The sequence below is a fragment of the Actinoplanes sp. NPDC004185 genome, assembly GCF_053603475.1.
In genome coordinates, this window is record NZ_JBSGFR010000007.1 from 159,704 (window position 1) to 179,042 (window position 19,339).

A 19,339-nucleotide genomic window follows, 5' to 3' on the forward strand; every position below is an offset into this window, starting at 1 on the left:
CGGCCAAGCCGGTGGTGCGGCGTCCTGGCGGCGGTGCTGATCGCGGTCGGTACGGCCGCCCCGGCGCAGGCCCACGCCGGCATCATCCTCACCGTCAACGACGACGGCCGCGGCAGCGTCTCGGTCGACCTGCTCTGGGCCGACGGGCATCCGGTCACCGAACCGGTGGCCGGGACCATCGTCGCCGTATCGTCCGCGGGTGACCAGGTAGGACCGAGTGCACTCGCCCGCCTGGAGGGCACCTCCACCGCTGTCTACGAAGGCACGCTGCCCGACGGCGATTGGCAGGTGACCATCGACGTCGCCGCACCCGGCATCGGGCACTGCGCGGCACCGGTCGACGTGCAGCGTGGCGGATCTGGCCGGCCGGGCTCGACCCGCTGCGGCGAACCGAAGCCGGCGGCCGCGGCGCCGGTCGCGCAGCAGCAACCGAGTGGCGGGCGGTCGCACCTACCGCTGGTCGCGGCGGCCGGGGTCGTCCTGGTGGGCGTGGGCGTTGCCGTGGCCCTCCGGCGGAGACGGTCCGGCCGCAAGTAGTGGAGTGCTCGCTTCGCGGCAGGCCAGCTGGGCGGTGACGCGCCGGCGCACGGTCAGCGCCGGGCTACCTCCTCCCCCGCGGCTGGTCACTGCCGTGGAAGCCCCGGCATTGCTGTAGAACCATTAGATGATCTCGCCCGAACCGTTGAGCCTCGTGCCCCTCACCGCTACCTGGGCTCAACGGTGGCCGGAGTGCTTGCCGATCGCACACGAGCTGAAGACGCACTATCCACAGCGGTGGGTCAGGTTTCACAGCCTGCCCGAGTCGGGGCGCTACCCCAGAACAGCGGACGAGTACGCCACGGTGCTGATGCGGCACCGTACGATCCTCGGCGAACTCTCCGCAGACGCAAAGATTCTTCTCTTCACTACAGACTGGACCGAGACTGAAGCGCCTAGCCCTCCTCTGTCGTCACGACGCGCGGAATTATCGCCAGGAGGGTTGCATTGGCGCACCGTCATCGAGGACTCGGACCAACAGACCTATACCCACCTGTACGTCGAATCGCTGAACCTGGCTACTCCTGAGCTCGACCTACTGCTTCGCGCTGTCGCGGATGACGAACTGTCCAACGTCATGATCGCTCCGCCGAACTTGGAATGGCTCTACCACCCATACGACGGCGGGGCGGACGTCATCCTGCCCACCCGAGAGCAGCGCGACGCTTTGAAGCTCACGTACGGAGGTTGGTTGTCCCACCATCCCGCAGGACTTTAGGACGATCCACGAAAGGTCGGCTGGCCGCTCTCTGCACTTGTCGGTCAAGGTGCGCTACGGAACACCGCACGTGACCACGTGGTCCCCAAGATGTGCAGAACGCCGTCCCGTTGACCCGGATCGGTCCGCGTCCGTGGCCTCGGAATGCTGTTCGTTGACGCGTCGCCCTGGCCGTCGTCGTCCACGGCGCTTGCTGGCGGACCGATCCCATACTGCCAGGGGCGCGGTAATCGGCTGCCCGCCTCGGGCATGCTGGGGTGATGGCAGTAAGCCTTCGCGGCATCTTCGATTCCGACGCCAACCTCTACGACCGCGCCCGACCTGACTACCCACCTGAGCTGTTCGCCGACCTCGTGCGGCTGACGGGCCTCGACGCGACCAGCAGCGTGATCGAGATCGGGCCCGGCACGGGTCAGGCGACCCGCGGACTGCTCACGACCGGTGCCACGGTCACCGCCGTCGAGATCGGAGCCAACCTGGCTGCCCGCCTGGCGGCCAACCTCCCCGACGTGACCGTGGTCAACGCAGCCTTCGAGGACTGGACTCCGCCGGGTCCGGTCGACCTCGTCACCAGCTTCACCGCCTGGCACTGGGTGGATCCCGAGGTGCGGGCCCAACGCGTCTACGCCGCCCTGCTGCCCGACGGCCATCTGGCCACGGTCGCCACAGCGCATGTGCGCGGCGGCAGCGTCGACTTCTTCGACCGGGCCCAGGAGGCCTACCTGCGCTGGGATCCGGCCACCGACCCCGACGAGCGGCTGCTGCCCCCCGACGACATCCCGGCCACGACCGACGAGATCGACACCTCAACGCTGTTCGGACCCGCGACCCGACGCCGCTACGTCCGCGACATCGAGTACACCGCGGACACCTACCTCGATGTCCTGGGCACGTACTCGGGCCATCGCGCCCTGTCCGACCAATCGCGGAACGGGCTGCTCGGCGACCTCCGCGCCCTGATCGACAACGACCACGCAGGCGTGGTGATCAAGACCTACCTGCACGAGCTGCGGGTCGCTCCTGCCCGGTAGTCGGACCATCCATCCCGTCATGGCCGGGGCGGCGTGAGCGCCAGGTACGACGACAGCATGCAGGACGGCCGCGGATCGGGTTTGCGGCATCGCTCCTGCCAGGAGAAGACGAGCGGGATGAACGCGGTGGGGCTCCAGCACTCCGCCAGCTCGGCACCGCAGTCGCTCAGCAGGCCGATCCAGAGCCCCCGTCGCCGGAGTTCCGCCAGGACGCCGAGCGCGTGGTGCCGCGCCTTCGGAGGCGGGCATGACCGCTCCGGTGATGCGCGAGCGCGACGGGGAGCTGGGCAGATGACGGGCTCGCTCCGCGGGAAAGCGCCACCGCCCTCAGCGTGCTCTCCGTCCCGCCGTGGACCCGATGGTGCGCTCGCCGAAGCTCCCCAGCGCCTCCCAGAACCGTGGCCGGCAGACGCCGGACAGCTCGCCGGTGCGGTGCGCGAGGGGGCTCGCGATACTCCTCAGCGCCGGGGTCGGTCAGCGTGTCGAAGTAGTCGACGATCACCGCGCGCATGGCCCACACACGGACGCGCCGGAGACCCCCGTTGGTGCGAGGGCCTCCGGCGAGGCGGTTCCGTGCGGTGAATCAGGATCAGCGAAGGATCAGGTTGCCGCTCTGCGAGCCGCTCATTTCGCTGGCGCGTTCTGCGGCGCCGCAATACTCGCGGCTTTATCCGGCTGGCGTTTCGTTCAGACCCAAACCACGCACGATGTTGTCGCGGTTCGCGTTTCCGCGCAGCGCGGTCAAGGAATTCAAGCGGCCCAGCAAAGTCGTGGAAGACGCGGGGCATTTCAAGTCCTGAATCGCCGACAAGGTCTTCTCAAAACGTTGGATGCGGCTCTCAAGGTCCGCTCCACTCGGCAAGGTCGCATTCTTGAGCGCTACCTGCGCGTTCACCTGGGCCTGAGTGGGTGGGCAACGACCGGGAACTTTCACCCCGGTAGGGCCAACGCGGTCGGCCGTCGCGTTCGGATCGCCCGGGCTGAAACCCAGCGCCGGCACCAAAGCGTTGATGCTACCGGAGCCGGCCCCGGCGTTCCCCGTCGCTCCACTCGCGGCCGCGTCACCGGATCCCGAGGCGGCGGCTTTATCCGCTGGCGTTTCATTCAGACCCAAACCACGCACGATGTTGTCGCGGTTCGCGTTTCCGCGCAGCGCGGTCAAGGAATTCAAGCGGCCCAGCAAAGTCGTGGAAGACGCGGGGCATTTCAAGTCCTGAATCGCCGACAAGGTCTTCTCAAAACGTTGGATGCGGCTCTCAAGGTCCGCTCCACTCGGCAAGGTCGCATTCTTGAGCGCTACCTGCGCGTTCACCTGGGCCTGAGTGGGTGGGCAACGACCGGGAACTTTCACCCCGGTAGGGCCAACGCGGTCGGCCGTCGCGTTCGGATCGCCCGGGCTGAAACCCAGCGCCGGCACCAAAGCGTTGATGTTACCGGAGCTGGCTCCGGCGTTGCCCTGTTCGGCGGCCTGGCCCATCCCCGTGCCGACCGCGAGCGCCGAGCCGAGCAGCGCTGCGGCGGCACTTCCCATCACCAGCTTGCGCGTCCGGCTACTGACTCCGCGTCGATACATGCACGGCTCCTCTTCATCTAGGTACTGCTTGTGCCGAGAGATACGAGCAGTGATGCGGCAGCAGTTCATGACGCTGAGCAAGCTTTCCTTAAGTTTCTTTAACGTGGCTCTCGGGGCGTGCAGCCGCCAGCATCGTCGCGCCCACGTCCGCCCGGCCCAGCTACGCCGCAGCGCCGAACCCCACAACAGGGTGGCGGTCTGCACGACCCCTGTTCATCACCACCAAGAACGGCCGGACTGGTAGCTGCAGTGCTAACCCTTCTTCTGCCGGCCCCCTCAAGAGCGCCCCACCAGCACCGATGCAAGGAGTCAAGGGTGGCCGCAGACCATCGCGAAGCGACGCGGTGCGTCCTTGACGCCTGGTACCGGTGCTGGACCATTGAGGCGAGAAGGGAAGGCCGACCGAGTTGTCGCTCGTACCTTCCAGGGTCCGCAGGACTGCCGCCGGCTGAAGTCCAGCTCCAGGAGCGAGGAAGGAATGCCATGGTGCGGCCCGCCGCGCCGGCCGATGCCAGCCGGAGGCCGCCAGCAGGCCGGGCGCGAGCGGGCACGGTCGCCTTGATACACAGACTGACCAAGTCGGCAGTAACACTTGCTTGCTGCGGGTTTCTGGACCAGCGGTCAAGGTGCGCTAAGACCGGCGCCACTTGACTCTTGTGGTCCCCAGAAACGCGAAGAAGGCTGGTCCAAGATCCGGACCAGCCTTCTTACCTGCTGAACACTTTGTCGGGCTGACAGGATTTGAACCTGCGACCCCTTGACCCCCAGCATTTAGAGGGCCCAGCGACGTGCTGACAAACGTTTTACCAGGTCACTGAGAAGTATACTCGGCCGAGTAAAGGGGTCCAAGCACATCACCCCTTTAGGGCTACCCTCATGGTACCTGACCTGCGTCTTTGCCAACCTGCTTGCCTCAGCATCGTTCTCCCGGCGATCCGACTGACCCAGCGCGGCTGACTTCTACCGTCGTCGCAGTGCTCAACAAGGCCGACAACGACGCTTATACGTGCTATCAATTCCACCTCGAATCTAACAATGACAGAACAAGCGCTCCGTCATTGCGAGGCGAACAAATCCTCCAGCATCGCCTTTGATCTAGAAGAAACCTCTTCGTCAGGGAAGAACCGACTACACAATTCCAGCGCCGCCTCGACGGTGGAGATCCCAAGAATCTCGGCGAGTGCACGGAGATCGTCCTCGTCTCGGCCCCGGGAAGCAAACGCCTTCATCGCGAATACATGCTCCGGGGAGGCCGCCATCACGCGAATGCCGGGGTGGTCGAACACTTCGCGCTTTCCAGCGTCGTACTGGTTTGAGACGTAGGCGCTGGCCTGGTCGTTAAGCCACCACGGCGGTAAACCCATCGCTTCCGCCACGTTGCGCGCTTCTTCCAGAACGATGCCATGCGGCAGAAATGTGGCATCCACGTCCCTTGTCACCCGGTCGGCATCATAGGCAAGCGCCATCGCGGCACCGCCGACGATGAACAGGTCGGCCACTACGCCTCGGCGGACCAGCCGGTCGCCGAGCGCCGAGAATGCCCGCTCGAGTTCGGCTCGGCCGAGCAGTCCGTCATCAGTCATGCCGCGTCCAAGTCGCGGGCGGACAGGTAGACGCCGTGCTTGCGAAAGGCGGCCGGCGCCCAGACGAGAGCCTCCATACGCTTCGACGGCAGCGACGAAGGGAACCAGGGGGTGGCGAGAATCCGGGGTCTCGACCATTCGGGAGGCGCCAGATCCATTTGCGCAGCGAGGTGCTCCGCAAGAGCGCCGAGCAAGACGTCCCACTGCAGGTCGCCTGTCGTCGGTGGCTCGTCGAACAGCAGCCGGGCCTGTGCGTCGGCCTGCTCCCAGCGGTACTCCTCGAGAAACTCCCAGACGTGCTTCCACCGGATCTTCTCGTCAGTGTGGCGGGAGAGGTGGCCGGCGAGTTCGACCATCGTCATCGGTTGGTACGCCATGGCTGCTTGGACCTCTACCTCTCAACGGTGTCGCCGTCGATCCTACGAAGCTGAACCGACCGGATGCGGAGAACACGGCCGCGAGGTACTCACCGGAGCACTCCTCCGCCAGCAGAGTCAGCTGGTATCCAGGTGCTCGTGGGCGTGAGCGAGTAGCTGGTCGCGGTTGTTGAGCTGACCGTCGGGTGGGGTGTTCTGTCGGCCTCGGCGATCAGCCTTTCGATGATCATCGTACGCCGGTGGCGGTGCTGCTGCCGAGGTCGCGGACGGCGTCGCGTAGGCCGAGCAGGTAGACGTGGCGGATGCGTTCGCGGGTTCTCGGTGTGGGGTCGCTGGGTTCAGCGGTGTTGCCAGCGATCCAGTCGGCGCGACCGCGTAACACCGTGGGTGGTGGCGGGGTGTAGGTCAGGGTGAACGCGGCCTTCGCGGGGCCGAGGGCAATGGCGTGGTGGTAGGGGGCCAAGTCTTCAGTGCTGCCGTTGCAGGAGGCGCGCAGGGTCACCGTGGTGGCATCGCGCCGACGGAAGAGGTCTTCTCTGCTCAGGTAGCGGGTGCGGCGTCCGTCGAGAGGTTCGGTCAGCAGGCGGATAGCTCGGCCCGAGACTCGTTGACGACCAGGCAACGGCCAGCAGCAGCAACCGGAACTCGAACGCGCCGATAGTGGTCACCGACAGACAACCGGCGTCGGCGGCATCGACGATGCCGGACACCAGCGCTGTCATGCCCAGCGGCGCGCACACCGCGCCGATCAGGTCGAAGCGGCCGGCGCGGCGCTCGGTCTCTCCGACCACCCGTGGCACGGCGATGATCATGGCGATGGCGATGGGGACGTCGAGGAAGAACCCGGCCCGCCACGACCCCAGATCGGTGAGGATCCCACCGACGACCAGGCCGGCGCTTGCGCCGATCCCCGCAACGGCACTGTAAGCGGCCACCGCCTTCGCCTGCTCTCGGCACTCGGCCCTCGGCGAAGCTTGCAGTCAGCAGCGACAACGACGATGGGGCCAGGATCGCGGCACCGACACCCTGCAGGGCGCGGGCGGCCATCATCCGCCACGCGGTCGGGCGACGCCGACCAGCAGTGACGCCAAACGAAGTCCAGGCGATCTTCGTCTCGATGGAGGCGACGGCCTGTTCCACGTTCCAGAAGACTTCGGCAGCATCGGGCACGAGGTAATTTGGCTAGCATGGATGCCGGCATATCAGATACCGAGACGATGAAGAGGTCGCCGCGGCGACGCCTGCGCCGAGTGGCACTCGTCTCGCTGTCCGTACTCGTCGTCCTCGCGATCGCTCTGTGGACCGCCTTTCAGGTGAGTCCCTGGCCCGCGGTGCTCGTGCTCCGAGCCACCGGCAACGACGGCCTCGACGCGGGCCAACATCTGGCACGCTACGTGCCTCCAGGCATCACCCAGGAGATCGACCGGGTCTACGACCCGGACGATCCGGACGGCCGGATGGACGTCATCTATCCGTCAACCACCGACCGTCGGCTACCCACCGTCGTCTGGGTGCACGGCGGAGCCTTCATCGCCGGCACCAAATCGGCACTACCCAATTATCTCGCGGTCATAGCCTCACACGGGTACACCGTCGCGAATGTCGAGTACACCGTCGCCCCAGAAGCGAAATACCCCGGCCCTATCCTTCAGCTCAACAAGGCACTGCGGCACCTGCAGGACAACGCCGACCGACTTCATGTCGACCCGACCCAGTTCGTTCTTGCCGGCGATTCCGCCGGGGGTCAGATCGCCGGGCAAGCCGCCTTGGCCATCAGCGAACCGGCCTACGCCGATAAGGCACAACTATCAGCCACGATAACCCCGCAGCAGCTACGCGCCGTCATTCTCACCTCCGCGGCGACCGACATCGAACAGGCCCGTGACCATCTGCAGGACAAACAGTTCGGCTGGTTCCTCCGTACCGTGATGTGGGCGTACTCCGGCAAGAAAAACTTCGCCGACGATCCACGATTCCGGCTGGCGTCGCTGCCGCAAAATGTCACCGCAAATTACCCACCGACCTTCATCACCACAGGACCGTACGACCCCCTGTTGTCACATTCGGAAGCGATGGCCCAGGCGCTGCGCACCAAGAAGGTCGACGTCGACGCGCTTTTCTTTGACCGCGCCACCACCGATCCGGGCATCGGCCACGAATACGCTCTCGATCTCGACACTCCCCAGGCGCGCGAAGCTATGAAGCACATCGTGGCCTTGTTGCGCGCCCACACCACCAGTCCGCAACGTCGTCAGGGCGTCAGCGACGCCTGGTGATCGACCAAGCGAGCTGCCATCCCGCCAGCACGGCTACGGCGAGCGGGATCCAGCCAGCGTGCTGAGCGGCCTGCAGCACGGATGAGATCCGCCTAGTGTGCGTGACGCCGTACTTGCCAACCGTTATACCGGATCGGCCACGGGCCTCAACGCGCCTACATTCTGCGTTGCATCGAGGGAGGGCACCGCCACGGCGAACTTCGGTTTGCGGTCAGCGACGTAGCGGCGCACGACCGCGTAGGACACCTCGCGCATCCCGTGCTCGTCGATCAGACGGGTCGTAGATCCGCTGACGGTATGCCGCTGCCTGGTCGGCGCGTCCAGGTCCGCGCGCAGGATGTCGTCGATGACCCGCTCGAAATCGTCCAGCTTCGACGGCCCGGGCGGCATCGGCTTGCGCGGCGCCGGCCATGCCGAGGTCAAAGCGGAACAGACGGTGCGGCGGCTGACCTCATACTTGCGCGAGGCCCCGCACTGACATGCCTGCCCGGGAGTCTCGCCGAATCGCCGCGAACGGGTCGACCTTCGACATCGGCGGCATCGGCGGGATCCCGTCCAGACCAGCCGATGCTCCCACCCGTCACGGTGGGCCGAAACTCCCGAACATCGAATCCACCCGATCGAGGTGGAACCCGAACCGGGAAACAAGCCCCTGGAGAACGGGTTCCCGCCTCACATCCGGGTCATCGACCGGGGATCACCACCAGTAGTTGTCCTGCGCCAGGTAGGGCGCCTCCAGTTCGGCGATCTCACCAGCGGTGAGATCGAGTTCGAGGGCGGCGACGGCGTCCGGCAAGTGGTGCGGCTTGGTGGCTCCCACAATCGGGCAGGACACGACCGGCTTGGACAGCACCCAGGCCAGCGCAACCTGCGCCATCGCGACGCCCCGAGCCTCGGCGACCCGCTGGATCGCGTTCACCACCGGCTCGTCGACGTCGCGGTCGAACGCCTTCGCCACGTCGTCCGACGATGACCGGGCCGTCCGCTGACCCCAAGGCCGGGCGGCTCGGCCCTTCGCCAGCGGCGAATAAGGTGTCAACCCGACGCCCCGGTCGAGACACATCGGAATCATGTCCCGCTCTTCCTCGCGCTTGAGCACGTTGTACTGGTCCTGCATGGCCGAGAACGTCGTCCAGCTGTTCACCACGGCGGCGTGCTGCGCCTTCGCGAACTGCCACGTCCACATCGACGACGCGCCGAGGTAGCGCACCTTGCCGGCCCGGACCAGGTCGTCGAGGGCCTGCATGGTCTCCTCGACCGGCGTCTCGGGATCGAAGCGATGGATGTAGTAGACGTCGATGTAGTCGGTGCCCAGCCGCCGCAGCGAGGCGTCGGCCTGCTCGAGGATGGCCTTGCGGGACAGGCCGCTGCCGCCCGGTCCGTCATGCATCTTCCCGCTGACCTTGGTCGCCAGCACGATCTCCTCGCGCCGGGAGAAGCGGGAGATCGCCCGGCCGACGAACTCCTCGGACGTGCCGCCCTGGTAGACGTTGGCGGTATCCCAGAACGTCACACCCAGCTCGACAGCCTGCCGGAAGAACGGCGCCGCGGCATCCTCGTCCAAGGTCCACTGGTGCATGCCGGCCGCAGCCTGCCCGTAGCTCATGCACCCCAGCCCGATACGACTCACCCTCAGTCCGGTCCGACCCAGCCGAGTGAACTCCACTAGTTACCTCCCGAATCAGCCAGCACGACTCAGGCGCACCGTCGGCACGCCGCGCGGCCACACCGCCCAGCCTTGCACGTCACGCCGGACGGCACCGGCAGAGCTCGGGCCTCCGCCGCAGGAGAGTCATAGCGGGTGGGCCCGGAACTGGCGCACACAAGAACAGCCGAAAGTTCCTGGGCCACAAGACGATTCCGCCCGGACCCGCCGAGACCGTCGGTACCACACCGCCGACCCGGCGCTGGCCGCTCTTGGGTCAAATCCTTGTTCGTACACGATCACTCATGTCAGGGTGACTGTTCAGGCTGGCGTGGTCACCGCGGGGACTGACCAGGTCGAGATGGAGGGCGAAGCGTGTCGGATCCGGGCTTCCGTGAACAACTCGATCAGCAACGCCACACCAGAGTCGACGAACGCTGGGCCGGCGGCCTGCCCGCGCAGTACGGCGCGGCGCCACGCGTGCGGGTCGGCCGCACCAAGTGGTTCAACCTATTGTGGCTGGTCCCGATCGGGTTCGCGCTGCTGGTAGTCGGGATCGCGGTCGCCAAGGGTCTGCGGAGCATCCCAGCGGTCGAAGACTTCATCGACCGCTACCCCGGAGTTCCTGAGCCCCAGGCCGGGACACCGATCGGGATACCGGCCTGGCTGGGCTGGCAGCACTTCCTCAACATGTTCCTGATGATCTTCATCATCCGGTCCGGCCTGTCGGTGCTGGCCGACCACCCACGGCTGTACTGGACCCGCAATTCCACACCCGGTTCCGAGTGGTACCGGATGCAGAAGCCGGTCCCGGACGACCCCAACTACACCGCCAAGGCCGACTCGATCACCCTGCCGGACGGGTTCGGCCTGCCCGGGCGGCGGCACTCCATCGGGCTGGCCCGCTGGTGGCATCTCGGCGTCGACGTACTGTGGCTGACCAACGGCATAGTCTTCATCATCCTGCTGTTCGTCACTGGGCAGTGGCGAAGGATCACTCCGACCGGCGTGGATTCCATCCCGCATGCCGCGTCGGTGGCGATCCAGTACCTGTCGCTGGACTGGCCCCTCGAAAACGGGTGGGTCGCCTATAACAGTCTGCAGGTATTCGCGTACTTCATCACGGTCTTCGTCGCCGCTCCGGCGGCGCTCATCACCGGCCTGGGCATGTCGCCGGCCCTGTCGACACGCTTCCACCGGATCAGCTCAGTGTTCAGCATCCAGCTCGCGCGGTCACTGCACTTCCTGGTGCTGTGCTGGTTCCTGTTCTTCATCCTGATCCACGTGACGCTGGTCCTGACCACCGGCGTTCTGCGCAATCTCAATCACATGTACGCCTCCAACGACACCGACTCGTGGACCGGATTTGCGATCTTCAGCGCGTCGATGATTGTCATGACGGTGGCCTGGGCCGCGGCGACGCCGGTCACCTACCGGCACCCGCGGCTGATCCGCCGGGTCGGATACGCCTTGATCGGCCCGGTGCAGCGACTGTTCGAACACATCGACTCCAAGCCGGGCCGTTACACCGAGAAAGACATCTCCCCGCACTTCTGGGCCAACGGCCGCGTCCCGGAAAGCGAGGAATACCGCGCCTTGCAGCAGGACGACTTCCGCGACTACCGGCTGCAGGTCTACGGACTGGTCGACAACCCGGCCTCCTTGAGCCTCGAGGATCTGCGGGCCATGGCATATCACGAGCAGATCACCCAGCACTTCTGCATCCAAGGATGGTCCGGGGTCGCCAAATGGGGTGGCGTCTCCATGCAGACCATCCTCGACGTGGTCAACCCCGGGCCGAAAGCGAAGTGGGTGATCTTCTACTCGTTCGCGCAGGGCTCCGAGGAAGGCATCTACTACGACGCCCAGCCCATCGAGCAAATGAGCTACCACCTCACGATGCTCGCCCTGGACATGAACGGCGAACCGCTCAACTACCACCACGGCGCGCCGGTCCGGCTGCGCAACGAGGTCGAACTCGGCTTCAAGATGGTCAAATGGATCAAAGGTATCGAGTTCGTCGAGAACTTCGACGAGATCGGCGGCGGCCTCGGTGGCTACAACAACGACCATGAATTCTTCGGCTACCGCCAGCCCATCTGAGCTTCTCCGGCGGGCGCCGGTCAACGCGTTCGCTTTCGTCATGGCATCCGGCATCCTCTCCACCGCCCTGGCGCAGGCCGGCGCCGCCATCGTGTCCCGCATCCTGCTGGGCGCCGCGGCCGCCGGCCTAACCGTGCTGCTCCCGATCGCCGTCCTACGGGTGGTACTGCACCCGCGCGCCGCCGTCGAGGACGGCCAGAACCCGGCCAAGGCGTTCGGCTACTTCACCCTCATCGCCGCGCTCGGCGTCCTCGCGGCACACGCCGCCCAAGCGGGCGCGAGCACGTGGGCGGTCGCTCTCGCCGCCGCGGCCATCCCACTGTGGGTTGTCCTGGTGTACGCGATACCAGCCGGCCTGATGCTGCGATCACACTCCGAGCCGGTGTCGGCGGCGATCGACGGCACCTGGTTCCTCTGGGTCGTCGGCACCCAGTCGGTCTCCATCGTGGTCAGCGTCGTCGACCTAGGACTCGGCACCATCCGGCCGTTGATCGCCGTCGGGCTCTGGAGCGTCGGGATCGTGCTCTACCTGATCCTCGCCACCCTTGTCCTGTTACGGCTGCTGACCGTGCCGAACTCGCCGAACACGATGACGCCGTCCTACTGGATCTTCACCGGCGCCACCGCCATCTCGGTACTGGCCGCCGCCCACATTCTGCGACTACCGGACTCTCCCGCGTCGGCCGCGACCCAACCGTTCGTCTCCGGCGCGGCCCTCGTCCTCTGGTCCTTCGGCACCTGGTGGATCCCGCTGCTCCTCGTCTTCGGCGTGTGGCGGCACTTGGTACGCCGCCGCCCACTGCGTTACGAAGCCGGCGTCTGGAGCATGGTCTTCCCCCTGGGCATGTACGCCACGGCGAGCATGAAGATCGGCGACGTGCTCGACATGACCCCGATCCACCACATCGGCCGGGTGGCGACCTGGGTAGCCCTGACCGCCTGGACCGCGGCACTCCTCGCGATGGTCCGCCAAGCCGGCCGACACGTCCTCACACGACGGTGACTTCGGAACCGAGCCGCGCACCCGCCGCCGCCTCAGCGAAGCGCTCGATGGCGGGCATTGACCTCCTTACACGGACAAGCCCAGCCCTGAAACTGTTCCACCCCGGGTTTGATGGAGCCATTGCCCACCGGCCGACCGTCTGGGCGACGACCAGGCCCGGAGCGAGCGCATCGGTGAACGCCCCAGCCACGCGGCCTGAGGTGGCGTCCTGCCAGCCACAAGCACCGGCAGAAACGCGTCACCGCCGAGAATGTCGTCATCGCCAGCTGACAGTGCCGTGCTTCACCGACGTCAGCCGACGATCGCACGACGGTTCGACATTCACAGGCGGTCGAGGACCTCGGCCGGGCCATGGCCAGCGGGCACTACCTCGCCGCCTCCGACGCGCTCGACCAGGCCAATCGGCATCACTGATCGGACGCGGCCCGGCGTGAGTCGGCGGCCGGGTGACCTTCCATCCGGCCGCCGTCTCAGCGTCAGATCTTTTGGAGAAGATCCTTCATCGTGGTGATCTCCGCCTGCTGATCGGTGACGATCTTCTGGGCCAGCGCCTTGGCGTCAGGATTCGACCCCTGGGCGACCTCCTGCTGAGCCATTTGGATCGCGCCTTCGTGGTGGCTGATCATCATGGTGAGGAACTGCTTGTCGAACGCCGCGCCCTTGGCGTCCATCAGCTTCTTCATGTCTTCGTCGGTCATCATGCCGGGCATCGACCCGTGGTCCATGCCTGGCATGGAGGACTCCATGCCCATGCTGGGCATCGGTGTGGCCTGGCCCCATGTGGTCAGCCACTCATTCATGGTGTCGATCTCGGGCTGCTGAGCCGCCTTGATCTTACCGGCGAGTTGCTTGACGTCGACGTTGGCAGCCCGGGTGTCGGCCAGCGCTGCCATCGTGATCGCCTGCTGGTGGTGCATGATCATGTCCTGGGCGAACGAGATGTCGGCGTCGTTGGACGTCGCCGTGCTGGACGACGGGGCGGCGGATGTCGCCATACCGCCGTGGTCCATGCCCGAGCCGGATGAAGAGTCGTCGCCGCCGCAGGCGGAGAGCACCAGCGTCACGGTGACGGCGGCGCCGGCCAACAGGCCTTGGCGCAGCACAGCAGCGGGCAGGGAAGAAGAGCGCATCATGGGGATTGGTGACCTTTCGGGTGTCGGATAACGGTGAGCGCAGAACAACGGCCCCGGGGATGGCTGCGTGGCAGCCTCACGGGACGAGTCGTCGTTCTAGATGCGCAGCACCGCAAGCGACGCGACACGCAATCCTTGATACCGCCACCCAGGTGGAGCGCGGGGAGCCGGCGGATCCCCGGTAGCCCGGTCGGGTGAGCGTGCGGAGCCGGTGCGGCGGCTCAGCAGTAGTGCGCCGAGCAGGAACACCATGGCCAGGCCGCCGAGAACGGCCACGCAGACACTCCAGGCATCCATTCCGCCGGTGCCGTGCCCATCGCCACAGTGGCCATCCGGGCAAGGCGCGGCCGTGGCCCCAATATCGAGTACCGCGGCGTGTGCGGGGCCGGCCTCAGCGTTCGACATGGAGGTGACGCCCGCATGAGAGTCCATCTGCATGCCCGCGTGGCCGAGGGTGTGCATCGTTGCCAGCCCGAACAGTGTGCAGAACAGCAACATCCATCGGGCGGTTCGCCCGAGCGTCGTTGCATCTGCCGCTTGCACGCCGTCCACGGTAGCGCGCGGATACGGGCAGGCTCGGCAGCCCCTACCGCCGCCGGAGGCGAACGACGGCCGCTCCAAGCTGGGGGGGGGGGAATGTCGTGCGCGTGTGCCTGAAGCGGAGCAGGGAGCGCCTACGATTCACGTACGAGCAGGGTCAAGGCCAGCCAACGGGACGGCGACGAGCCGATCACCCGCGGCGCGCGAATGCAGCTCGGCGGCCACTGCGAGCGCGTGCAGGCAGTAGGTGGCCAGCTCGGCGGGCGGCACGTACTACGTCGGTTTGAGCCGGTGGCGAACGGCGTTCACGCGGGACCTCGGTGAACTGCACGAGGACTACGTCGGACGCCAGTGTCGTCTTCGACGACCTGGTGCTGCTGGTCGAGACCAAGGCGACACGCTCCCCTTTGGCAGCGCGCGCCGCCGACGCCACCGTCCAGGACGCCTATTCGACGACGGTTGGCAAGGCGTTCGGTCAGCTGGGTCGCACCCTCGGGAAGATCGAGTCCGGTGCGCCGGAGTTCGCGCACATCCCGGTGGACCGGCCGATCATCGGCATGGTCGTCACTCTCGATCCTTGGTACGTCGCCAACAGCTTCGGCCGGGCGTTCCTGCCCACACCTGCGCTTCCGACCGTCGTGGCTCCCGTACGTGACAGTGAGCAACTCGTGGCGATCGGCCGTCGCCGCTTGATCAGCAGGATCCTGTACGAGATCACGCGCGTCGGCGACGAACGGCAGACCTGGGAGCTCGGGACGGCACTCCAGGGCTTTCATGAGCCGGCCGATCGGAACGTCCTGCTGTAGCGGGCGTTCGACCGGCTCCCGATCCGCCGCGGCGGTACTTCAGCAGACGCATAGCTGCCGCGTCGCCGGAAAAGGCCAGCGTGGGGCTCTCGCCATACCGACTTGGTACCCTAGGGGGGTATGGGTATAGTAGAGGACGAGGGAGCAACCGCCCGGCTCGCCGTTGTGAAGGAGACACCATGACTACTCAGGCCTACACCGTGACCGGTATGACCTGCTCGCACTGCGTCAACTCGGTCAGCACCGAGATCAAGCAGCTTCCCGGCGTCACCGATGTGCAGGTCGATTTGGGTTCGGGGTCGGTGACTGTCACCAGCGCCCAGCCGCTTGATGAGGACGCCGTCGCCGCGGCCGTCGACGAGGCCGGCTACGAGCTCGCGAGGCCGGCGTGAACACTCCAGCCCGCCTGGGTGCCTTCGGCGTAGGGCTGGCGGTCGTCTTCACCGCCGCCCTGGGTCTGGGCAGCGCCGTCGGCCCGGACCCGGCCCCCGCCGCCACTCACGCTCAGCACAGCAGTACCGACGAGCGACCCGCCGAGCAGCAGGTGCTGCCCGCCGGGCTCCAGGTGAGCCAGGATGGCTACCGGCTGCTTCCGCTGACCGGCGAGCTTTCAACCGGCGCCCCGCAGCCGTTCCAGTTCCGGATCATCGGGCCCGACGGCAACTCAGTGACCTCATATACCACCAGCCATGACAAGGACCTGCACCTGATCGTGGTGCGCCGCGACCTGTCCGGCTTCCAACACCTGCACCCGAGCCTGGCCACCGACGGCACCTGGTCGCTGCCGCTCGCCGTCGCGGCACCCGGTCAGTACCGCGTCTTCGCCGACTTCCAGCCGGCCGGACGCTCCGACGGGCTCACCCTCGGCACGGACATCCCCGCACCGGGCGACTACCAGCCCCGACCGCTACCGCCGGTCGACACCACGACCACAGTCGACGGCTACACCGTCACGCTCACCGGCACGCTGAAGCCGGGCGCCTCGTCCCAGCTCACCTTGTCGGTGAGCAGAAACGGCAAGCCGGTCACCGACCTGCAGCCCTACCTCGGCGCGTACGGTCACCTGGTGGCCCTGCGCGACGGTGACCTGGCCTACCTGCACGTGCATCCCGACGGCACGCCCGGCGACGGACGGACGGCAGCCGGACCCGGGACCACGTTCCACGCCGACGTGCCGTCAACTGGCAGCTACCGGCTCTACCTCGACTTCCAGCACGCCGGCAAGGTGCGCATCGCCGAGTTCACCGCGATCGCCGGCGCCCCCACCGCCGACACCGCGTCCGCACCGTCGCCCAGCCCCACGGGCCACGGCTCGGACGGCCACACCCACGATTAAGGAGGAGCGTCCATGGCGACAGCCCGGCCGCTGCAACAGGCGCCGAACCAGATCGAGTTGTCGATCGGCGGCATGACCTGTGCCTCCTGCGCATCGCGGATCGAGAAGAAGCTCAACCGGATGGACGGCGTCACCGCCACCGTCAACTACGCCACCGAGAAAGCGTCGGTCGGGTACGCAGACGACATCTCCCCCGCCGACCTGATCGCCACGGTGGAGAAGACCGGCTACACGGCCGTCCTGCCACCACCACCCGCCACGGCCGACGCACCGCCCGCCGGGGCCGAGCCCGCCGACGGGCTGCGCAGCCTACGGACCCGCCTGTTCACCGCGATCGCGCTCAGCGTCCCGGTCGTCGTCCTGGCCATGGTCCCGGCCTGGCAGTTCACCTACTGGCAATGGCTGTCACTGACCCTCGCGGCACCGGTGGTCGTCTACGGCGGCCTGCCGTTCCACAAGGCGGCCTGGACGAACCTGAGGCACGGCGCCGCGACCATGGACACCCTGGTGTCGCTGGGCACCCTGGCGGCGTTCGGCTGGTCGCTGTGGGCGCTGTTCTTCGGCACCGCCGGGACGCCCGGGATGACGCACCCGTTCACCTTCGACATCTCCCGCACCGACGGCTCCGGCGCCATCTACCTCGAAGCCGCCGCCGGAGTGACCACCTTCATCCTGGCCGGACGCTACTTCGAGGCCCGCTCCAAGCGCCGCGCCGGCGCCGCCCTACGCGCCCTGCTCGAGATCGGCGCCAAGGACGTCACCGTGCTGCGCGACGGCACCGAACGCCACATCCCGATCGGCGAACTCACGGTGGGCGACCAGTTCGTCGTCAGGCCGGGTGAGAAGATCGCCACCGACGGGATCGTCGAGGACGGCGCGTCCGCGGTCGACGCCAGCATGCTCACCGGCGAGTCGGTCCCGGTCGAAGTCGGCCCCGGTGACACCGTGGTCGGCGCGACCGTCAACGCCGGCGGCCGGCTGATCGTGCGCGCCGCCCGGGTCGGCACCGACACCCAGCTCGCGCAGATGGCCAAGCTGGTCGAGCAGGCGCAGACCGGCAAGGCCGCCGCCCAGCGCCTCGCCGACCGCATCTCCGGCGCCTTCGTACCCATCGTGATCGCCCTGGCCGTCGCGACACTCGGCTGGTGGGTCGGCACCGGCAACGGCTGGACGGCCGCGTTCACCGCTGCCGTGGCCGTGCTGATCATCGCCTGCCCGTGTGCGCTCGGCCTGGCCACCCCGACCGCGCTGCTGGTCGGCACCGGCCGCGGCGCCCAGCTCGGCATCCTCATCAAGGGACCCGAGGTGCTCGAATCGACACGTACGGTCGACACGATCGTGCTGGACAAGACCGGCACCGTCACCACCGGCCGGATGACCCTGATCGACGCCGTCCCGGCGGCCGGCCAGGACCGCGAACAACTGCTGCGAATGGCCGCCGCCGTCGAGGCCGCCTCGGAGCACCCGATCGCGCAGGCCATCGCCCGCGCCGGTGCTGACCGGTCCCCGCTGCCACCGGTCACCGCCTTCGCCAACCTCGAAGGGCTCGGGGTCACCGGCAGCGTCGACGGTCGCACCGTGCTGGTCGGCCGGCCACAGCTGCTCCGCGACCGCGGCTACGCCGTGCCCGCGGACGTCGAGCAGGCGGTCACCACGGCCCAGCAGGCCGGGCAGACGGCCGTCGTCGCCGGCTGGGACGGCGCGGCCCGCGGCGTGCTCACCGTCGCCGACGCAGTCAAACCGACCAGCCGCGAAGCGATTACGGCGCTGCGCCGGCTCGGTCTGACCCCGGTGCTGCTCACCGGCGACAACAAGACCGTCGCTCAGGCGGTCGCCGCCGAGGTCGGCATCGACGAGGTCATCGCCGAAGTCCTGCCGGCCGACAAGGTCGACGTCGTCAAGCGGCTGCAAGCCGACGGCAAAGTCGTCGCCGCGGCCGGGGACGGCATCAACGACGCCGCCATGCTGGCCCAGGCCGACCTGGGCCTGGCCATGGGCACCGGCACCGACGTCGCGATCGAGGCGTCCGACCTCACCCTGGTCCGCGGCGACCTGCTCGCCGCCGTCGACGCGATCCGGCTGTCCCGGCGCACCCTGCGCATCATCAAGAGCAACCTGTTCTGGGCCTTCGCCTACAACGTCGCCGCGCTGCCCTTGGCCGCAGCCGGGCTGCTCAACCCGATGATCGCCGGAGCGGCGATGGCCTTCTCGTCGGTCTTCGTCGTCGGCAACAGCCTGCGACTGCGCCGGTTCGCCGGCACGACCGCCCAGCAGTGACACCGCTGCGCCGCCCGCCATGCACCTACCGGGCGGGCGGCGTGGTGCTCAGGACTTCACGAGCCGGGCGATGGCCGCCGTTGCTTCCTTGATCTTCGCGTCCGCGTTGCCTTCGGCGGCGGCCTGTACAACACAGTGCCGCAGGTGATCCTCCAGCAGACCGACCGCGACCGCCTGCAGCGCCTTGGTCGCCGCCGAAATCTGCGTCAGCACGTCGATGCAGTACGTGTCCTCGTCGACCATCCGCTGTAATCCGCGGATCTGGCCCTCCACCCGCCGCAGCCGGGCCAGCAGCGCCTGCTTGTCGGCGGAGTACCCGTGCGGCCCGGTCGGCGTCGCCTCATCCATGGTCAAGACGTTACCCCACCTGGGTATGCGTCCCTGTGAGCTGCAAGCCGGCG

At 67.4% G+C, this 19,339-nt stretch carries 20 protein-coding genes; 10 read left to right on the plus strand and 10 right to left on the minus strand.

The annotated features are described in order from the left end of the window. Nucleotides 1-33 precede the first annotated feature (33 nt). The 3 genes from ACWEOZ_RS09840 (at nucleotide 34) to ACWEOZ_RS09850 (ending at nucleotide 2,286) form a co-directional block, all read left to right on the plus strand. Nucleotides 34-537 carry a hypothetical protein gene (locus ACWEOZ_RS09840; protein ID WP_451910329.1) on the plus strand — a complete coding sequence of 168 codons (504 nt, stop codon included), beginning with the start codon at nucleotides 34-36 and terminating at the stop codon, nucleotides 535-537. 127 nt (nucleotides 538-664) lie between these two features. Then, the gene (locus ACWEOZ_RS09845; RefSeq protein WP_451910330.1) at nucleotides 665-1,255 is read left to right on the plus strand and encodes a DUF3885 domain-containing protein; all 591 of its coding nucleotides are present in this window, start codon (nucleotides 665-667) and stop codon (nucleotides 1,253-1,255) included. 260 nt (nucleotides 1,256-1,515) lie between these two features. Next, complete coding sequence (locus ACWEOZ_RS09850; RefSeq protein WP_451910331.1) at nucleotides 1,516-2,286, plus strand: class I SAM-dependent methyltransferase; 771 nt, start codon at nucleotides 1,516-1,518, stop codon at nucleotides 2,284-2,286. A 667-nt stretch (nucleotides 2,287-2,953) separates the two neighbouring features. On the opposite strand, the gene ACWEOZ_RS09855 is transcribed toward ACWEOZ_RS09850, so the two are convergent. The 5 genes from ACWEOZ_RS09855 to ACWEOZ_RS09875 all read right to left on the minus strand — a co-directional run bounded on the left by ACWEOZ_RS09855 (nucleotide 2,954) and on the right by ACWEOZ_RS09875 (nucleotide 6,799). Continuing rightward, on the minus strand, nucleotides 2,954-3,859 hold the full coding sequence (locus ACWEOZ_RS09855; RefSeq protein ID WP_451910332.1) for a hypothetical protein: 906 nt from the start codon (nucleotides 3,857-3,859) through the stop codon (nucleotides 2,954-2,956). A gap of 1,055 nt (nucleotides 3,860-4,914) precedes the next feature. Further along, nucleotides 4,915-5,442: a DUF6036 family nucleotidyltransferase gene (locus tag ACWEOZ_RS09860; RefSeq protein WP_451910333.1), complete on the minus strand. Its 528-nt coding sequence runs from the start codon at nucleotides 5,440-5,442 to the stop codon at nucleotides 4,915-4,917. Beyond that, a complete protein-coding gene (locus tag ACWEOZ_RS09865; protein WP_451910334.1) occupies nucleotides 5,439-5,804 on the minus strand; it encodes a hypothetical protein in 366 nt (121 codons plus the stop codon). Before ACWEOZ_RS09865 ends, ACWEOZ_RS09860 begins: the two co-directional genes overlap by 4 nt. 241 nt (nucleotides 5,805-6,045) lie before the next feature. After that, the gene (locus ACWEOZ_RS09870; protein ID WP_451910335.1) at nucleotides 6,046-6,282 is read right to left on the minus strand and encodes a hypothetical protein; all 237 of its coding nucleotides are present in this window, start codon (nucleotides 6,280-6,282) and stop codon (nucleotides 6,046-6,048) included. A gap of 4 nt (nucleotides 6,283-6,286) precedes the next feature. Beyond that, entirely contained in the window at nucleotides 6,287-6,799 is a 513-nt protein-coding gene (locus tag ACWEOZ_RS09875) for an MFS transporter (RefSeq protein WP_451910410.1), read from the minus strand. Nucleotides 6,800-7,006: 207 nt separating this feature from the next. Between ACWEOZ_RS09875 and ACWEOZ_RS09880 the strand changes: the two genes are divergently transcribed. After that, a complete protein-coding gene (locus ACWEOZ_RS09880; RefSeq protein WP_451910336.1) occupies nucleotides 7,007-8,095 on the plus strand; it encodes an alpha/beta hydrolase in 1,089 nt (362 codons plus the stop codon). 123 nt (nucleotides 8,096-8,218) lie between these two features. On the opposite strand, the gene ACWEOZ_RS09885 is transcribed toward ACWEOZ_RS09880, so the two are convergent. Further along, nucleotides 8,219-8,518, minus strand: coding sequence for a hypothetical protein (locus ACWEOZ_RS09885; protein ID WP_451910337.1), 300 nt, complete (start codon nucleotides 8,516-8,518; stop codon nucleotides 8,219-8,221). A gap of 274 nt (nucleotides 8,519-8,792) precedes the next feature. After that, nucleotides 8,793-9,761, minus strand: a complete 969-nt coding sequence (locus ACWEOZ_RS09890; protein WP_451910338.1) for an aldo/keto reductase — start codon at nucleotides 9,759-9,761, stop codon at nucleotides 8,793-8,795. A gap of 354 nt (nucleotides 9,762-10,115) precedes the next feature. Here ACWEOZ_RS09890 and ACWEOZ_RS09895 point away from each other — a divergent pair, with 354 nt between their 5' ends. Both ACWEOZ_RS09895 and ACWEOZ_RS09900 read left to right on the plus strand, forming a co-directional pair. Then, the gene (locus ACWEOZ_RS09895) at nucleotides 10,116-11,843 is read left to right on the plus strand and encodes a molybdopterin-dependent oxidoreductase (RefSeq protein ID WP_451910339.1); all 1,728 of its coding nucleotides are present in this window, start codon (nucleotides 10,116-10,118) and stop codon (nucleotides 11,841-11,843) included. After that, complete coding sequence (locus tag ACWEOZ_RS09900; protein ID WP_451910340.1) at nucleotides 11,812-12,846, plus strand: tellurite resistance/C4-dicarboxylate transporter family protein; 1,035 nt, start codon at nucleotides 11,812-11,814, stop codon at nucleotides 12,844-12,846. The genes ACWEOZ_RS09895 and ACWEOZ_RS09900 overlap by 32 nt, the downstream gene beginning before the upstream one ends. Nucleotides 12,847-13,322: 476 nt before the next feature. Here ACWEOZ_RS09900 and ACWEOZ_RS09905 read toward each other — a convergent pair whose 3' ends face one another. Both ACWEOZ_RS09905 and ACWEOZ_RS09910 read right to left on the minus strand, forming a co-directional pair. Next, nucleotides 13,323-13,979, minus strand: coding sequence for a DUF305 domain-containing protein (locus ACWEOZ_RS09905; RefSeq protein WP_451910341.1), 657 nt, complete (start codon nucleotides 13,977-13,979; stop codon nucleotides 13,323-13,325). A 96-nt stretch (nucleotides 13,980-14,075) separates the two neighbouring features. Continuing rightward, a complete protein-coding gene (locus ACWEOZ_RS09910; RefSeq protein WP_451910342.1) occupies nucleotides 14,076-14,522 on the minus strand; it encodes a DUF6153 family protein in 447 nt (148 codons plus the stop codon). A 368-nt stretch (nucleotides 14,523-14,890) separates the two neighbouring features. Between ACWEOZ_RS09910 and ACWEOZ_RS09915 the strand changes: the two genes are divergently transcribed. From ACWEOZ_RS09915 to ACWEOZ_RS09930, 4 genes are all read left to right on the plus strand, one after another. Then, nucleotides 14,891-15,325, plus strand: a complete 435-nt coding sequence (locus tag ACWEOZ_RS09915) for a hypothetical protein (protein ID WP_451910343.1) — start codon at nucleotides 14,891-14,893, stop codon at nucleotides 15,323-15,325. Between the two features lie 179 nt (nucleotides 15,326-15,504). Then, nucleotides 15,505-15,717, plus strand: a complete 213-nt coding sequence (locus tag ACWEOZ_RS09920) for a heavy-metal-associated domain-containing protein (protein ID WP_451910344.1) — start codon at nucleotides 15,505-15,507, stop codon at nucleotides 15,715-15,717. After that, nucleotides 15,714-16,661: a hypothetical protein gene (locus ACWEOZ_RS09925; protein WP_451910345.1), complete on the plus strand. Its 948-nt coding sequence runs from the start codon at nucleotides 15,714-15,716 to the stop codon at nucleotides 16,659-16,661. The genes ACWEOZ_RS09920 and ACWEOZ_RS09925 overlap by 4 nt, the downstream gene beginning before the upstream one ends. Before the next feature lie 12 nt (nucleotides 16,662-16,673). Then, entirely contained in the window at nucleotides 16,674-18,938 is a 2,265-nt protein-coding gene (locus tag ACWEOZ_RS09930; RefSeq protein WP_451910346.1) for a heavy metal translocating P-type ATPase, read from the plus strand. A gap of 48 nt (nucleotides 18,939-18,986) precedes the next feature. Here the strand turns inward: ACWEOZ_RS09930 and ACWEOZ_RS09935 are convergent, their stop codons facing one another. Continuing rightward, a complete protein-coding gene (locus ACWEOZ_RS09935; RefSeq protein ID WP_451910347.1) occupies nucleotides 18,987-19,286 on the minus strand; it encodes a metal-sensitive transcriptional regulator in 300 nt (99 codons plus the stop codon). Nucleotides 19,287-19,339 lie beyond the last annotated feature (53 nt).

What these genes read in the sequence shown, in the direction of transcription:
- ACWEOZ_RS09845 (WP_451910330.1), top strand. Translation starts at nt 665, where the DNA reads ATGATCTCGCCCGAACCGTTGAGCCTCGTGCCCCTCACCGCTACCTGG.
- ACWEOZ_RS09850 (WP_451910331.1), top strand. Translation starts at nt 1,516, where the DNA reads ATGGCAGTAAGCCTTCGCGGCATCTTCGATTCCGACGCCAACCTCTAC.
- ACWEOZ_RS09855 (WP_451910332.1), bottom strand. Translation starts at nt 3,859, where the DNA reads ATGTATCGACGCGGAGTCAGTAGCCGGACGCGCAAGCTGGTGATGGGA.
- ACWEOZ_RS09860 (WP_451910333.1), bottom strand. Translation starts at nt 5,442, where the DNA reads ATGACTGATGACGGACTGCTCGGCCGAGCCGAACTCGAGCGGGCATTC.
- ACWEOZ_RS09865 (WP_451910334.1), bottom strand. Translation starts at nt 5,804, where the DNA reads ATGACGATGGTCGAACTCGCCGGCCACCTCTCCCGCCACACTGACGAG.
- ACWEOZ_RS09880 (WP_451910336.1), top strand. Translation starts at nt 7,007, where the DNA reads ATGGATGCCGGCATATCAGATACCGAGACGATGAAGAGGTCGCCGCGG.
- ACWEOZ_RS09900 (WP_451910340.1), top strand. Translation starts at nt 11,812, where the DNA reads ATGAATTCTTCGGCTACCGCCAGCCCATCTGAGCTTCTCCGGCGGGCG.
- ACWEOZ_RS09905 (WP_451910341.1), bottom strand. Translation starts at nt 13,979, where the DNA reads ATGATGCGCTCTTCTTCCCTGCCCGCTGCTGTGCTGCGCCAAGGCCTG.
- ACWEOZ_RS09920 (WP_451910344.1), top strand. Translation starts at nt 15,505, where the DNA reads ATGACTACTCAGGCCTACACCGTGACCGGTATGACCTGCTCGCACTGC.
- ACWEOZ_RS09930 (WP_451910346.1), top strand. Translation starts at nt 16,674, where the DNA reads ATGGCGACAGCCCGGCCGCTGCAACAGGCGCCGAACCAGATCGAGTTG.
- ACWEOZ_RS09935 (WP_451910347.1), bottom strand. Translation starts at nt 19,286, where the DNA reads ATGGATGAGGCGACGCCGACCGGGCCGCACGGGTACTCCGCCGACAAG.